This window comes from Pseudomonas sp. 5Ae-yellow (assembly GCF_014077575.1).
GTDB classification, from domain to species: domain Bacteria; phylum Pseudomonadota; class Gammaproteobacteria; order Pseudomonadales; family Pseudomonadaceae; genus Halopseudomonas; species Halopseudomonas neustonica.
The window spans coordinates 162,387-177,236 of the sequence record NZ_JACGWE010000002.1 but is presented as its reverse complement, the minus strand read 5'-3'; the positions used below and the strand labels follow the sequence as shown (position 1 = coordinate 177,236).

The 14,850-nt window shown below is 57.9% G+C and carries 12 protein-coding genes; 2 read left to right on the top strand and 10 right to left on the bottom strand.

All coding sequences use genetic code 11. The features are described from left to right. Window position 1 precedes the first annotated feature (1 nt). From H4J77_RS02815 to H4J77_RS02770, 10 genes are all read right to left on the bottom strand, one after another. The gene (locus H4J77_RS02815; protein WP_182246932.1) at window positions 2-1,291 is read right to left on the bottom strand and encodes a HAMP domain-containing sensor histidine kinase; all 1,290 of its coding nucleotides are present in this window, start codon (window positions 1,289-1,291) and stop codon (window positions 2-4) included. Next, the gene (locus H4J77_RS02810) at window positions 1,257-1,949 is read right to left on the bottom strand and encodes a response regulator transcription factor (RefSeq protein WP_182246930.1); all 693 of its coding nucleotides are present in this window, start codon (window positions 1,947-1,949) and stop codon (window positions 1,257-1,259) included. The genes H4J77_RS02815 and H4J77_RS02810 overlap by 35 nt, the downstream gene beginning before the upstream one ends. Then, the gene (locus H4J77_RS02805) at window positions 1,943-5,098 is read right to left on the bottom strand and encodes an efflux RND transporter permease subunit (protein WP_182246928.1); all 3,156 of its coding nucleotides are present in this window, start codon (window positions 5,096-5,098) and stop codon (window positions 1,943-1,945) included. Before H4J77_RS02805 ends, H4J77_RS02810 begins: the two co-directional genes overlap by 7 nt. Beyond that, the gene (locus H4J77_RS02800) at window positions 5,091-6,263 is read right to left on the bottom strand and encodes an efflux RND transporter periplasmic adaptor subunit (RefSeq protein ID WP_123888577.1); all 1,173 of its coding nucleotides are present in this window, start codon (window positions 6,261-6,263) and stop codon (window positions 5,091-5,093) included. Before H4J77_RS02800 ends, H4J77_RS02805 begins: the two co-directional genes overlap by 8 nt. Then, complete coding sequence (locus H4J77_RS02795) at window positions 6,260-7,621, bottom strand: TolC family protein (protein WP_220469226.1); 1,362 nt, start codon at window positions 7,619-7,621, stop codon at window positions 6,260-6,262. The genes H4J77_RS02800 and H4J77_RS02795 overlap by 4 nt, the downstream gene beginning before the upstream one ends. A gap of 190 nt (window positions 7,622-7,811) precedes the next feature. Further along, the gene (locus H4J77_RS02790; RefSeq protein WP_218565711.1) at window positions 7,812-8,141 is read right to left on the bottom strand and encodes a hypothetical protein; all 330 of its coding nucleotides are present in this window, start codon (window positions 8,139-8,141) and stop codon (window positions 7,812-7,814) included. A 223-nt stretch (window positions 8,142-8,364) separates the two neighbouring features. Next, window positions 8,365-10,476, bottom strand: a complete 2,112-nt coding sequence (gene mdoH / locus H4J77_RS02785; protein ID WP_220469225.1) for a glucans biosynthesis glucosyltransferase MdoH — start codon at window positions 10,474-10,476, stop codon at window positions 8,365-8,367. Then, window positions 10,476-10,730 (bottom strand): hypothetical protein, encoded by a 255-nt coding sequence (locus tag H4J77_RS02780; protein ID WP_182246924.1) that lies wholly within the window; start codon window positions 10,728-10,730, stop codon window positions 10,476-10,478. The genes mdoH and H4J77_RS02780 overlap by 1 nt, the downstream gene beginning before the upstream one ends. A gap of 4 nt (window positions 10,731-10,734) precedes the next feature. Further along, a complete protein-coding gene (locus H4J77_RS02775; protein ID WP_182246922.1) occupies window positions 10,735-12,279 on the bottom strand; it encodes a glucan biosynthesis protein G in 1,545 nt (514 codons plus the stop codon). 325 nt (window positions 12,280-12,604) lie between these two features. Then, window positions 12,605-13,024 carry a DUF4399 domain-containing protein gene (locus tag H4J77_RS02770; protein ID WP_177412299.1) on the bottom strand — a complete coding sequence of 140 codons (420 nt, stop codon included), beginning with the start codon at window positions 13,022-13,024 and terminating at the stop codon, window positions 12,605-12,607. Window positions 13,025-13,039: 15 nt separating this feature from the next. Between H4J77_RS02770 and H4J77_RS02765 the strand changes: the two genes are divergently transcribed. After that, window positions 13,040-13,243: a hypothetical protein gene (locus tag H4J77_RS02765; protein WP_182246920.1), complete on the top strand. Its 204-nt coding sequence runs from the start codon at window positions 13,040-13,042 to the stop codon at window positions 13,241-13,243. Between the two features lie 144 nt (window positions 13,244-13,387). Then, window positions 13,388-14,848, top strand: a complete 1,461-nt coding sequence (locus H4J77_RS02760) for an NAD-dependent succinate-semialdehyde dehydrogenase (RefSeq protein ID WP_182246919.1) — start codon at window positions 13,388-13,390, stop codon at window positions 14,846-14,848. Window positions 14,849-14,850 lie beyond the last annotated feature (2 nt).

The window sequence follows — 14,850 nt, the reverse complement described above, 5'->3', positions numbered from 1 at the left end:
CTCAGCGCTGCAGTGGTTGTAGCCAGAGTTCGGCAATCTGCCGTTGCTCCTGCTGCTGATTCTGATAGCGCCAGCCGAGTTTGTCGGTGAGTTGAGTGGTCAGTTGTAAGCCCAGGCCAAAGCCAAGATCTTCCCTGTGTTCATCTACTTCCGGGGAAACACTGTTGCTCACGCGTACGCAGTTTTGCTGCTGCACGATGCTGACGTCGCCTTCGCTGCAGTGCTGAAAGGAGTTGCGAATCAGGTTGCCTAGTACAATACGAGCAGGCGCTTCTGCCAGCTGGATACTGTGGGGATCGGTCGTGATTTGCACGTCCACATCTTTGCCACGCAGTAAATAACGCATTTGCTCTACCAGTTCCTGCACCAGCATATCCAGCTGGACCGGCCTGGCCGGCAGGGTGTCCAGATTGTCGCGGCTCAGCCACAACAGGGTTTCGGTCAGGTGCTGCATGGTTTGGCTGGCGCGGTCGATGCGCTCGATGGCCTGTAGCTGGCGCAGATCGATCTGTTGGCCGCTGGCTTCCTGCAATTTGCTTAGCAGCTCTACGTTGTTGCGCACCACGCTGATGGGCGTGCGCAGTTCGTGACTGGTATGCCGCAAAAAGCGATGCTCGCGCTCCAGCCCACGTTGTGCGGATGACAGACTGGTGCGCACCAGCTCGGCAAAATCGTTGAGTTCGGGATAGTTGAAATTCGGTGCCGGGTTATTCAGCGTGCGCTCGTTCAGCGCGCGCGCCCAGTTACCCAGAGCTGTAATCGGGCGAGACACGCGACGCATTACCAACCAGATCAGCAATCCCAGGGTGAGTGCGCTACCCAGGCTAATCCACATCAGGGTGCGGAAGCTGCCGCGATGCTGAGTCAATAGCCGAGGCACCTGGCCGGCGATGATCTGATAGCTCATGAAGCGATCTCCGCCAGGCGTGGTAAAACGCAACGCAAAAAAGACTGCGCTGGGGCGGCCCAGGAAGTTGGGCTGATCCAGTTCTTTGTAGAGCACGCCCTCACGCGCAGGTGGCTGTGCGAAGGCACGCTGGATTGTCTGCGGCTGCTCGCCCCAGCGGCTGGTGACGGGATAGTCGTCGAACAGCTGAGCGGCGGTGGCAGGATCGGTTAGATAACTCTGGGCGACCTTTTCCATATTGCGCCCGATGGCGGTATCCATGCCATTGACGAAGTAATTCAGCGACAGCATGGTGTAGCCAACGACCAGCAGAATGCCGAGTGACAGGAACGCCAGCGCAACGAACCACTTAAGGCTGATCTGGCGCATCTTCAGTACTTTCATGTAAGACAAAGCCGTGTCCTGGAACTGTATGCAGCAAAGCCGTTGGGAAGGGGCTGTTTAGCGCCTTGCGCAGGTGGAACATATGGACTTTGAGGCTGTTGCTGTCGGGTAGTTCATCGCCCCAGACGGCCTCTTCCAGCTTTTGCCGGCTCACGGTATGCGGATATTCGCGCAACAGCACTTCCAGCAGTTGCCAACCAATGGGAGATAGTTTTACAGCTTGGCCGGCGCGACTTGCCTGTCGGCTAGCCAGGTCCATGCTCAGGTCGGCGCAGCGCAGCACTCGCGCCTGGCCGCTGCGGCGGCGCGCCAGTGCCTTGACGCGCACGACCAGCTCCTGCAGCTCAAACGGCTTGACCAGAAAGTCATCAGTGCCGGCGTTGAAACCGTCGAGCTTGTCGGCTAGCTGGTCACGTGCGGTGAGCATCAAAATGGGCGTGTCATTACCCTGGTTGCGCAGGCGCTGGCAGACACTGAGGCCGTCCATGCGTGGCAGGTTGAGGTCCAGCAGTAGCGCGTCGTAATCATGCTGCTGCGCCAGTTCCAGGCCGCTGACGCCGTTGCTGGCATGATCGCAGCGGATACTCTCCAGCGCCAGATACTGCACCAGGGTTGCGGCGAGGTCCTGGTCATCTTCTACCAATAGGATATCTAGCATGGCGTTGACGGCTCCTCGGCAGCAGGTTGCCCTCTGAAGCGTCGGCGCAGCCACTGGGTGGCATCCTCCTGGATCAGCAACAGCGCGGGTATCAGGATCAGGGTGATAACGGTGGCAAACAGAATGCCGTAGGCCAGTGACACCGCCGCTGGAATCAGGAACTGCGCCTGCCGCGAGGTTTCGCCCAGCAGCGGTACCAGCCCGGCGAAGGTGGTTGCCGAGGTCAGCAGTACTGCGCGCAGACGGCTGCGACAAGCCTCGCTGATAGCCTCGGTGAGTGAGCCCGCGGTTTGCTTGATGTCGTTGTAACGGGCGACTAACAGCAGGCTGTCATTCACCACCACGCCACTGAGGGCGATGATGCCGTTGAGTGAGAGAATGCCGAGCGATAAATCGTTGAACCAATGCCCGAGTATGGCGCCCACCACGCCAAAAGGGATCGCCGTCATGATCAGCACTGGCTGTATATAGGAGCGCAATGGAATGGCCAGCAGCATGTAGATCACCAGCATGGCGATCAGGAATACGTTCAGCATCGATGACTGCGTTTCCGCCTGCTCCTCGGCCTCGCCAGCGAACTGAATGTCCAGGCCTGGAAACTGCCGCTCCAGCTCGGGGACCAGGGTTGCCCGCAGTCGACTTACCAGCTCGGTAGAGGATAGTTGCTCCTTGTCGACATCGGCAGAAAGGTACACCGCGCGTTTGCCGTCGATACGCGTAATGCTGTCACGGGTAAAGCCATAACTCACGCTGGCCACGCTGGACAGCGGCACCACAGCGCCGTCGGGTGTGCGAACCCGCGAGTTGAGTACGTTGGCCGGATTCTGGCGATCGCTTTCCGGGTAGCGCACCTTGACCTCGATCTCGTCGCTATTGCGCTGATAGCGCTGTACTACCTGCCCGCTAAAGGCCTGAAACAACTGCGTTGCCAATTGGTCGGTGGTCATGCCCAGGGCGCGACCCTGTTGGGTGAGCTTCAGATGCAGCTGCGGCTGTCCGGGTGTCAGGTTGTCGCTGATGCCGTTGACTGCCGGGATCGCCTCCAGGCTATTTTTCAGCTGTTCTCCGGCCTGTGTCAGGATGCTGTCATCGTTGGCGCGCAGTTCAATACGCAGGGCATCAACGGAGCCGTAACGGCTGCGCACGTTAATCGTCTTCACGCCTTCCGGGTTGCCGGCCATGGCCCGCCAGCGCCGGGTAAAGGTGCCGACGTCGTAACTGGCATCATCTGCTAGCTCTACGGTTACCTGACCCTCCTGATCGGAAGACGACATAACTTGCAGGTTGGCGATATTGCTTGGCGTATCGGCATTGCCGATCAGCTCACGATCAACCGCATAGGCCTGCTGCTCCAGTTGGTTGAGCGCGGCATGGGTTTGCCCGTAGCTCGCATCGTTGAGCATGCTGACCTGCGCTCGCACGCGATCACCCGGAATCTCGGGAAAGAAGCTCATGCGCACGCTGCCGTTGAAAGGCATGGCCATGACCAGCAGAAAGAGTGCGACGAAGAGCAGGATTACGGCATAGCGGTGAGTCAGTGCGAAGTCAATCAGCGGGCGATAGCAGCGGTCGTTAATCCAGTTCAGGCCGTTATCTGCGCCGTTCTGCAGCCACTGCCAGCCGCGGGTAACGCGGTTGCTGCTGCGTTGACGATGGGTATTGAGGTGCGCCAGATGCGCCGGCAGGATCAGTTTGGATTCGATGACTGATAGCACCAGACAGATGGCGACAACGGTCGCGAACTGGGCATAGAGCTGGCCCAGGCCGCCGCTGATTTGTGACAGGGCGTAGAAAGCCGCCACGGTGGTAAACACGCCAAAGAGTGTTGGCACCGCGACGCGCATAGTTCCCTTGACCGTATTGGCCAGGGTATCGCCTTCGGCAGAACGTACGGCATAGACGCTCTCGCCCACCACGACGGCGTCGTCCACGACAATACCCAACGCCATGATGAAGCCAAAGGTGGTGAACTGATTCAGTGACAGGCCGGCGTAACTTTCGCCCATGAAGTACAAGGTGCCGAAGAAAATGAACGGCAGCCCCATGGCAACCCAGAAGGCGACGCGCACGTTGAGGAACAACGCCAGCAGCACGAAGACCAGCAAAATACCCATGCCAGCGTTAGTGACCAGCAGGCGCAGGCGATCGGTGATACTTTCGCTGCTGTCCTGCCAACTGCTGAGTTCGACGCCAGCGGGTAGCTTGCCCTGATCACGCCACTCGGCAATCACGTCATAGGCGGCATCGACGGTGTTGATGATGTCGTCCTGACCAGTGCTGATGATCTCCAGGCCAATGCTTTGGTGACCAGCGAAGCGGGAGAGCACCGAGGTGTTGTCGTCGTAAGTATCGCGAATGGTAGCGACGTCACCGAGCAGCAATTGGCGGCCGGTGGTGCTGTTGATCAAGGGCAGGGCGGCAAAATCCTCCTGCAGATAAGCCTGCTCGGAGGCTTTCAGCTGCAGATAAAGATTGTCATTGCGCAATACCGCTGTGGAGGTGCTGGAGGAGTTCTGGTTGATCGCTTGCTGAACGTCGTTGAGGGTCAGTCCATAGGCTTGCAGGCGCGCCTCATTGACCTCGATAGCCATCATCGGATCGAGCCAGCCGTTGAGGTTTACCTGACTGATGTTGGGGTTGCTCAACAGGTCCGAGCGCAGTGATTCGGCCAGGGCTTGCAGGGTGTAGCGATCGGTATCGCCATAGAGTTGCAGTGACAGGGCATCAGACTCACGCTGCGCCTTGGTGATGACCGGTTTTTTCGCCTCACTGGGGAAGTTGGAGATAGCATCGACCTTGCTCTTCACGTCCCGCATGAGTGAGTCCAGGTCATAGTCAGACTGCATCTCGACGATGACGTTGGCGCCACTGCCGTTGGCAGTGCTGGTGATGCTTTTGATGCCAATCACGTCTTCCAGCGCGTCTTCGATCTTGATCGCCAGCCCTTCTTCGGACTGGGTCGCCGAGCCGCTGTCGTAGGTTATGCCAATGTTGATGCTGTCCGGTTCAAGGGCCGGGAATGCTTCCTTGCGCAGATCGCCCACGGACATGATGCCGAGTACGATAACCAGCAGCATCAGCAGATTGGCTGCGACCGGGTTACGCGCAAACCAGGCGATAATGCCGCCGCCACGCAGCGAATCACTCATTGCTCACCTCCACCGGGTTAACCTGCATACCGTCCAGGTAACTACTGAGGGGGTGTACCAGAATCTGTTGCGCGGCGTTCAGCATCGCCGCTGGGGCGGCAATATAAATGGCCTCCGCATCGGCGAACAGCGGCTGTACTGCGAGACTCACTAATGCGTTTTCCTCGCTCACGTACCAGATATTGCCGCGCTGGCTGAGCGCGGAGCTAGGGAGCTTCCACAGGTTGTCGATCTCGCGGCCGGGAATACGTGCCTCGACAAAGGTACCCGGTAACAATTCGGGTACCTGCTCCAGCGGATTTTGTACCGCGACTATCAGCGCGCGCTGGCGGGTGGTCTCATCCAGGCTTTGTTCCGCTCTGACTACGGTAGCCTGCCAGTGCTGGTTGTTTTCTACATTGTGCAGACTCACTTGCCATTGTGCTTCGCGCATCTGCTCTAGTGCAGGCAGACTGGCCCAATCCTGGGCGGAGAGGGCGATGGCGACTTCCAGTCGATCCGTGCTGAGTAAACTGCCTACTTCACCGCCGGTTTGTAGGTAACTGCCAGGCGCCGCGCTGCGGCTGGTTATCAGTGCGTCGAAGGGGGCTTTCACGCGGGTTTGCTCCAGATCGCGGCGTGCCTGGGTAACGCTGGCTTCAGCGTTTTTCAGTGTCGCCCTGGCGGCAGCCAGTTGCGGCTGGCGCAGCACCAGTTCGGAGGCCGGTTCGCCATCCAGCCCTGAGGCGCGCCATTCGGCCTGCGCCTGCACACCTTCGCGTTGCTCCTGCAGCAGTGCCAGTTTGGCTTTGGCAAGGGACTCTTCGGCACTGGCCAAGGCCGCACGATACTCACTGTTTTCCAGCTCCAGCAGAACGGTCCCTGCCTTGACTCGATTGCCGGCTTCAAAATCGCTGGCAACCTGTTTTACCTGGCCGGTGACCTGCGTACTTAGCGTTAGCTCAAAGCGTGGCTTGGTCGCGCCGTAGCCGGTCATTTGTGCCTGATAGCGGCCTGGTTCTACGCGCAATACGTTAACGCTGGGGCGTACTGCGGGCTCGCTCGCCATCGGGACTTGTTTGCTGGCTTCAAAAGCGCTTGAACGCCAGTGGTTATAGATCAGCACAGCGCCGATGGTGAGCACGGCGCCAACAAAAATGAGGGTGGCTTTGCTGCGGCGAATCATTGGTTGGCTCCCAGACCCAGCGCCAACCCGAGGGTGATTCGGTTGGCCAGGCGGTTGTAGATGATGGTGTCGAGCTGCGCTTCAAGGTTGTAGCTCTGTTGCTGAACGATCAGCAGTTCGAGCACTGTTGCAGTGCCATTGCGGTAGCGCTCCTGGTATTGCGTGAGGTTGTTCTGCTGGCGCGCCAGTGCGGTTTCGATATGCGCCTGCTGTTGCGCCAGGCTGCGCTCCTGACCCAAGGCGTTCTCTACTTCGGTAACAGCAGTGACCAGCGTGTCGCGGTAACCCTGATAGCTCTGCGCGGTGGTCAATTCTGCAATGTCGGCGGCTGCGCGCAGTTGTCCGCCCTGGTAAAGCGGTGCGGTAAGCTGGCCGAGCAGCGACCATACCGGATCGGTCAACAGAGCCTGTCCAGGTGAGCTGGCAATATCCTGCAGGGTTGCCTGCAGACTTATTGTTGGCAGCATATCCTTGTAAGCCACGCTGGTGCGCAGGTCGTTGGCCTGGATTGCCAGCCAGGCGGCCTGCAGGTCTGGGCGTCGCGCCAGACTTTGCTCGGGTAAGTCAGCCAAGGGCGTCAGCACGCCGGGATAGCCTTCGGGAACGCTGACGTCCACGGGGCTGCTGCTGCCCAGTAGCGCTTGTAACGCACGTTGCTGCTGAGCCAGTGATTCCTGGTTGGCACTCAGGGTGGCGCGGCTGCTTGCTGCCGAGCTGCGTGCGCTATCCAGGTCTTCGAGGCTGCCCAGTCCGCTGCGGTAGCGCTGGGTAATGAAGCTCTCGTTCCGCTCCAGCGTGTCGAGCCGGCGCTGCTCAATGGCGACCGCATGTTGTTGGGCAATGAGGCCAAGCCAGCCGCGCATGACTTCACCAGCGAGGGTGTCACGGGCGGCCTGGTACAGCGCCTGTTGTTCTGCCACGTCTTTACCGGCAGCGGCTACGCTGTCGCCAATCTTTTGCCACAGGTCCACTTGCCAGCTGACGCTGAGCGAGCCGGTGTAGCTACTGTCGTTGTTTTCGCTGTCGTTAGCAGCAAAGCCGGCTTGCAGCGCGGGTAAGCGGCCACCATTGGTGCGCCGTTGCTCTGCCTGGCGTATCTGTAGCGTAAGCAGTGTTTGCTGCAGGCTGGGATTATTGGCTAATGCGGTTGTAATCAGCTGATCCAGAGTGGTGTTGTCGATCAGCTGATTTAGCGACGTCAGATTACTGCCCTGGGCCTGCTCAGACCAGGCAGGCAGTTGTTGCAGTTCGTCTATGCGCAACCCCTGATACTCTTCGACTCGTGGCGCATTACTTGCGCAAGCCGACAGCAGCAGAGGTAGGCACAGCAGCAGGGGGAATAGGTAAGACCTTATCAAGAAGACTGCTCCCAAACTCGAGGTAAGCCATGCGTTGGTCGCAAGGGACATGGCTATCAGGTGGTGTGCAGCTTAATGCCTGTAGGGTTAACGCGGGGTTAAATTTTTATGGGGTGGGCGTGTCATAATCTGCTTTTGATTCAAGGTGGCAGACTACCGAGCACGCTGACGTGCCCGGTAGTTCGGCTTCTTAGTCGATATCGTCCAGGGTGAAAGTGACGTCACGTCTGGCGATATCTACGTCCCACAGGGTATAGGTGTCGCCGTCTTCATCTTCCGCTCTAATATCGTAAACCGAGCCTTTTGCCTTGCGCACGCTGACGCGCACCGTGTGGCCGTTCGGCAGTATGTCCTGGTCCAGTACATCTTCTTCCCAGTCGCTGGCATGGGCGGGGCTGACGTACAGGTAGTGAATGTCGTAGCCGGTGTTGTTGGTTACTTCAACATAGCCGTTGAAGGCAGCAGCGGTGGTACTGAACAGGCAGGTGAATACTAAAAGCGCCAACATCTTCTTTATCATTTCTATCTCCTTGGCAGTCTGGGCGCGTTGCCCCGAATCCCCTTCAGGTTGCTCGATTAAGCGAGATTTCTTCTCGCTCCTTGCCAATAATAGCTAGCTCACCCTCAGTTGCGCTAGAACAGTCAAGGGCGCATCACGGTTTGTCACCGCGATGAATAATTATTATAGGCAAGGCGGTTTTTAATTGGCAATGGCTATAGCTGGGTGTCGCCCACATGCTGTACTAGCCGTGGTTATCACCGATACGGTGCTGGAGTAAGCGGCCCCAGACGCTACTCGGCGGCGCTTGCCAGATCTGCGAGTGCAGCCACTGAAGTGTTGTGGCATCGCCAGCGATCAGGTTGCGTTCCGCCCGCGAAAGGGCTTGAGGACCTTCGCGCAGACAACGTAGAGCGAGCTGCTGCAACTCGCTTTGCTGGCGCTTTGCACGCGGCGCATGAGCCAGCTGCACCTGAAGTCGATTGGTATAAGGGTGAATAAGCGCCTCAGAAAACGCGGGTTGCTGCGCGATTTCCAGTAACTGGCTGGGTGCCTCAAGATCGTCCAGCAGGCGCGAGCCACGGGCTTCCTCCGGGATTTGTAGCCAGCGGTGGCGCATCAGCACTTCGCCCCAACCGACTTTGCTTAGCAGAACAAAGATAGGCGCGGCCAGTACCAGCGGTAGTGCTACCGGTAAGGACCAGAGGAAAAACATGGGATCGAGCCACCAGGCAAAACTGGCCCAGCAAAGCGCTAACAGACTGCCGATACCCTGATTCAGTATGGCGGCCAGCCAGCTGGTTTCGCCACTACGGTTTTGCCCGGCCCAGCGCAAATTGACGTTGAACAGGGCTTCCAGCACGTATCGGCAGTGCGACAGCATGCGGATAGGCGCGAGCAAGGCTGAGATCAGCATTTCCAGCAAAACACTGCCGAACAGGCGTATAGCGCCGCCAAAGTCGTGCCTGCGACCGCGCAGGAGTACGTCGATAATGGCCAGAAACTTGGGCAGAAAAAGCAGCGTCAGGGTGATGCTTACCATCCATACTGCACGCTGCGGATGCCACTCTGGCCACAGTGGAAATAGTTGATTTTGCTCAGGAAAATAATTGATTGGCCAGAGGATAAGGCGTGCGACTTCAATGGTAGTGAGCACCAGAAAGCTGAACCACAAGGGCGATGCAACATATCCCATGATGCCATTGAGAAAGGCCATGCGATGGGCCAGTTTCAGCCTTCGGCTGAAGAGCATTAGCCACAGGTGCTGCAGGTTACCTTTGGCCCAGCGGCGATCGCGTGTGAGCTCGTCCGACAGGGTCGGTGGCGACTCTTCATAGCTTTGGGTTAGATCGGGTTCTAGCCAGACTTCGAGCCCGGCGCGGCCCATGTAGGCTGCTTCCGCAAAGTCGTGACTCAGTACAGGCCCTTTGAAGAGTCCCCAGCCGGGTAGCTTGCGCAGGCCACAATGCTGCATGAATGGCTTGATACGCAAAATAGCGTTATGGCCCCAGAATGCAGCATGACCCAGCTGAATCGCGGCTAACCCCGTAGTAAAGAGTGGCCCGTATAACTGGTTGGAAAACTGCTGTAAGCGCGAAAAGAGCGAGCGGCCGTTGATCAGGCTGGGGCTGGATTGCAGGATGCCCACCTGGGGATGGCGCTGCATCAATTGCACCATGCGGACCAGGTTGTCGCCACCCATAAGGCTGTCGGCATCGAGCACTATCATGTATTCGTAAGTGGGACCCCAGCGGCGCAGAAAGTCGGCAATGTTGCCGCTTTTATAGTTCAGATTGAGGGGGCGGCGGCGGTAGAACAGCTGATTTTGCAGGCCCAGTTCGTTGCGCAAGCTGTCCCAGGCTGCCTGTTCGGCCAGCCAAACATCAGGATCACGGCTGTCAGAGAGAATGAAGAAGTCAAAATTCGCCAGTGTGCCGCTGCGCTGCAATGTGAGGATGACACTTTTCAACCCTTGCAGGCTGCGACCAACGGGCTCGTGATAGATCGGCATGACCACGGCAGTGCGCGCCAGCGGGGTCGAGGCTAGTGTGGCCGCATCCTGTTGGCGTAGCAAACTGCGTGGGTCGCCGCCCAGGCGGCGCAGCACAAAGCCTGTCAGTCCAATCCAGAAACCGACGCTGATCCAGGCAAACAGCAGCGCAAATAACGTTGCCATCCCAGCTTCCACCAGGTTGCCGCCATGATAGGGCAGCACCGACAGCATGAAATAGGTGGCAGTCAGGGTTTGCACTAACACCACCAGGGCAAGCAGGCCGCGACGCGCTGTGGCGGCCAGGCGCCAGCGTGGGCGCTGAGGTGTGCTCATTGTTGCCGGCAGCGTCTCAGGGGAATTCATCAATAGTCACCGTAACGCATGCTGCCACGTTGCAGCGGTGGTGAGGCTGCTGGCAGCGGCTGATGCACAGGCAATTCAGCCTGCAGCATCTGCAGGCTGAGCGCCAGACGGTGCTCATCGGGCTCACACATCAGGCGAGTGGTAATGGCCAACGCGCTCACTTGCGCAGCTTCATCAATAGTGACACCACTCCATGCCCAGTAGGCCAGAATACGTTGCAGCAGGATCTCGCTGACAGGCTGTGATGGGGACACGAGCTTATTTGCCTCGGCCGAGCAGGTGGTTATTGGCAGGTAGTTCGTACTGCCAGGTTTCCGTCAGTGTTTGCTCCTCGTCCCGGAGGAAGGCGCGCAAGCTCAGCGGGCGATCATCGCCGGGGCGGGCAAGAATCGACAGCCTCCAGCGATTGAGCGGCTCTACATACTCGACAAACTGCTCGATAAGCTCGCCCTCTTGCAGCATGCTGACCTCGCCCAGTACCGGGGAATCTGCTTTTAGTTGGTCTAGCGGCCCGCCAGCGAAGTCGATTATCAGGCGTACTGCCCCTTTTTCATTGCCGCCACCAATGCGCATACCGTCACCGAGGAAGCTTTCCTGTGTGCGGCCAAGGGGGGAGTCGGCGATGTCCGGGCCACCAAAGTGTACGGTGTAGTCGTATTTCAGCGATTGCCCTTGGGCTACTTCAGCCTCGGGTTTCCAGAAGGCAACGATGTTGTCGTTGGTTTCGTCTGGAGTGGGGATCTGCACCAGCACCACATTGCCTTTGCCCCAGTCGCCATCAGGTTCCACCCAGGCACTGGGTCGGCCGTCATAGCGCGCTTCGAGGTCCATGAAGTTATGGAAGTCGGTGTCGCGTTGCAGTAGTCCGAATCCGCGTACGTTTTCGGTGGCGAAGTAATCCATGCTGAGCGCTTCCGGGTTGCGCAATGGCCGCCACATCCATTCGTCAGAGGGTGAGTCGTGGATCAGCAACCCATCAGAATCGTGTACCTGCGGCCGCCATTCGCCCGCTGGACGAAGGGTGTTTTCGCCGTAATAGAACATGCTGGTGAGCGATGCTATGCCCATTAGCTCCACAGATTTGCGCGGGAATAGTACGGATTGCACCTGTAGCGCTGTCTCGTCACCGGGGACGACGGTAAAGCGATAGGCGCCCGCCAGGCTTTCGCCATTCAGCAGGCCGTAAAACGTCAGGCTGTCGGCGTCTGGTCTTGGGCGCTCCAGCCAGAACTCAACAAAATCAGGGAATTCCTCGCCACCCGGCAGCCCGGTATTGACCGCCAGGCCACGGCCGGAAATGCCGAAGTTATTATCCCGTCCGACCGCACGGAAGTAGCTGGCGCCGGCAAACACCAGAAATTGATTTTGTGCGCCATCGTGTTTGAGTGGGAAGGTCAGTTTAAAACCGGCGTAGCCCAAGTCAGCAGGCACCAAACGCTCTACCTCGGTGTTGGGGTAGCTGAACTGGCTCTTTTCAAATTTCAGCGGGTGCACGCCTTGCGCATCGATGATGTGCACTTGTACCGGGTGTTTGTAAAACAGCCCTGGCGGGACCGGCATAACCTGAAAGGCTGAGTTGCTTTCGTGCCAGAGGCTGTTTTCCGGCTTGAAGCGAATGCCCTGATAATCATCAAAGCTGAGTTCCTGTAAAAACTTGGGAACTGGTTTGGGTGCCTCATAGGGCGACTCGGCGAGGGTCTTTGCCTTCTCGACGACGTCCGCAAAGTTGAAGTTTTCCGCGCTGGCATGAAGGGGTAGCCATAAGCCGATCACACCGGCTAACAGTGAAATCCCTTTGGTCATTATCTAGCTCCTTGCGAATAGGGTTATTAGCCGTGTGGGTTTTAACCGGCTGGTTACGAGCATCTGCCGGTTTAGGCCGCTAAACAGAGCTACAGTTCCCAGCAGGGTACGTTTACTGCTGGCAATGCCAGTCACGTCACAGTGTGTCTGGAGGAGTCGACTGGGCAGGTATGGCCAGCTTATGTGAGCAGCAAAGCGAGGAAGAGGGGTTGGCTGTCTTGTCAGTGTGCGGGAACGATTTAGCCGCAGGCCGCAAAGGTGACCCGATTGAAGCCTGGGGCCGAGCAAAAAGACAGTCCCAGGCTCGCAGCGGTTATTGCGCTATTTACTCAACCGTTATGCTGATTTTCTCAGAGACTACGGAGGGCTCCAGCGGGACATGGTTTTGATCACCGACCAGCAGCTGCAGCGTATGTTCGCCCGGCGGTAGCTCCAGGCTCACCTGTGTTTGTCCGCCGCCAAAGTGTTTGTGATGCTCGTCGGCCGGAATAGGCTGTCCTGCCGGCGGCAAACTCTTTGCATCAATCAACAGGTGGTGGTGGCCAGTTCCAGGGCGTTCGACACCTGCTGGCGCCACGCCCATACCGGTCAAGCCGAACTGCACGGTAACAGGAGAGGTTACGGTCGCCCCATCAGCAGGGCTGATGAAAAAGACGTCGGGTGTCTCTGCGGGTGTCTCGGCCATGGCCAGTGTACTAAGGCCACCCAGCAACAACGCGGAAAGGGTATGGGCGATTTTATGCATTAAAGTACTCCTTCTATGATGAACAAACAGCAGCTTGAGACGCCGCCAGCCAGCCTGCGCCAAGGCCTTTTTAACGGAGCTTTGTCGCTTGTTGGAGCGGCAGCAGCAAAAAACAAAAGGCAGACCAACTTAAGTGCGACAGCGTTTTTATCCGTCCGTTCGCTACCGTTCGGCGGTTTGCTTCCGCTGAAAAATCTGCCTAGTCTGGAGGGGAATTAAACCTGTATTTGCGCTTGGTAAGTGGGGCATTAAGCTCGCTCAATGCGCTCTTACGCTCAACTTGGGTTTGAATCTGACAGCGCCGTTATGCCGCGTCTGTCTGCGATTTGAACCCTGTTAATGACAGTTTCAAGGAGTTCGTCCATGTCGGTATCTCGCCTTAAAACCTCACGTTTGTTTCGCCAGCAGTGTTATGTCGGCGGGAAGTGGGTGGGCGCCAGTGATGGCAAAACCATAGACGTAGATAACCCCGCCAATGGTGAGATTTTGGGGACAGTTCCGGTGTTGAGCGAAGCGGAGCTGCAGGATGCGATCAAACAGGCCGATGCCGGGTTCAAGGTCTGGCGTAAAAAGACAGCGCAGGAGCGAGCCGATCTGCTGCTGCGCTGGAATGATTTGATATTGCAGCATAAAGAAGATATCGCCAGCCTGATGACGCTTGAGCAAGGCAAGCCCCTGACTGAGTCACGTGGCGAGGTTGATTACGCGGCATCCTTTATTCGCTGGTTTGCAGAAGAAGCACGCCGTGTTTACGGCGAAACCATTCCTGGCGCCAAGCCCGGCCAGCATATTGTGGTAACCAAGCAGGCTATTGGCGTGACGGCCGCTATCACGCCGTGGAATTTCCCCGCCGCAATGATTACTCGCAAAGCAGGCGCGGCTTTGGCTGCGGGCTGCTCAATGATCGTCAAGCCCGCCAGTGCGACGCCTTATACCGCGCTGGCCCTGGCTGAATTGGCGGACGAGGCGGGTATCCCCGCCGGGGTGTTTAACGTGGTGACAGGTAAAGCCTCAGTCATCAGTGATGTGCTGACCGGCAGCTCTGTAGTGCGCAAGCTCAGCTTTACCGGATCGACCAGCGTTGGTAGCCAGCTGATGGCGCAATGCGCCGAGCATATCCAGAAAGTCTCGCTGGAGCTGGGCGGTAACGCTCCCTTCCTGGTATTCGATGACGCCGATGTGGATCGCGCGGTAGAAGGCGCGATGATCTGCAAGTTCCGTAACACCGGACAGACCTGTGTCTGCGCTAACCGCTTCCTCGTGCAGGCCGGTATTCATGATCGCTTTGTCGAGAAACTGGCCGAGGCCATGGGCAAACTCAAGCTGGGCGATGGCTTTGCAGAAGGCGTGACGCAGTCTGCGTTGATCAACCGCGCGGCGGTGAAAAAAGTGCAGGATCACTTCAAGGACGCGATTAGCAAAGGCGCCAAGCATGTGGCGGGTGGCGTTCCCGAAGGCGACAACGGTAACTTCGTTGAGCCCGTGCTGATTACCGGCGTCACCCGAGACATGCAGCTGTGTGAAGACGAGACCTTTGGTCCCCTGGCTGCCGTGATCAAGTTTGATACCGAAGAGGAAGCGCTGGAGATCGCCAACGATACCCCTTATGGCTTGGCCGCTTATTTCTACAGCACCAATATTCATCGGGTATGGCGTGTGGCGGATGAGCTCGAGGCCGGCATTATCGGTGTGAATGAAGGGGCGGTCTCCAACGCTGCAGCTCCCTTTGGTGGCGTGAAGGAATCCGGTCTTGGTCGGGAAGGCTCCAGCCACGGCATCGAAGAGTACATGGAAATCAAATACCTGTGCATGGGGGCACAATAATC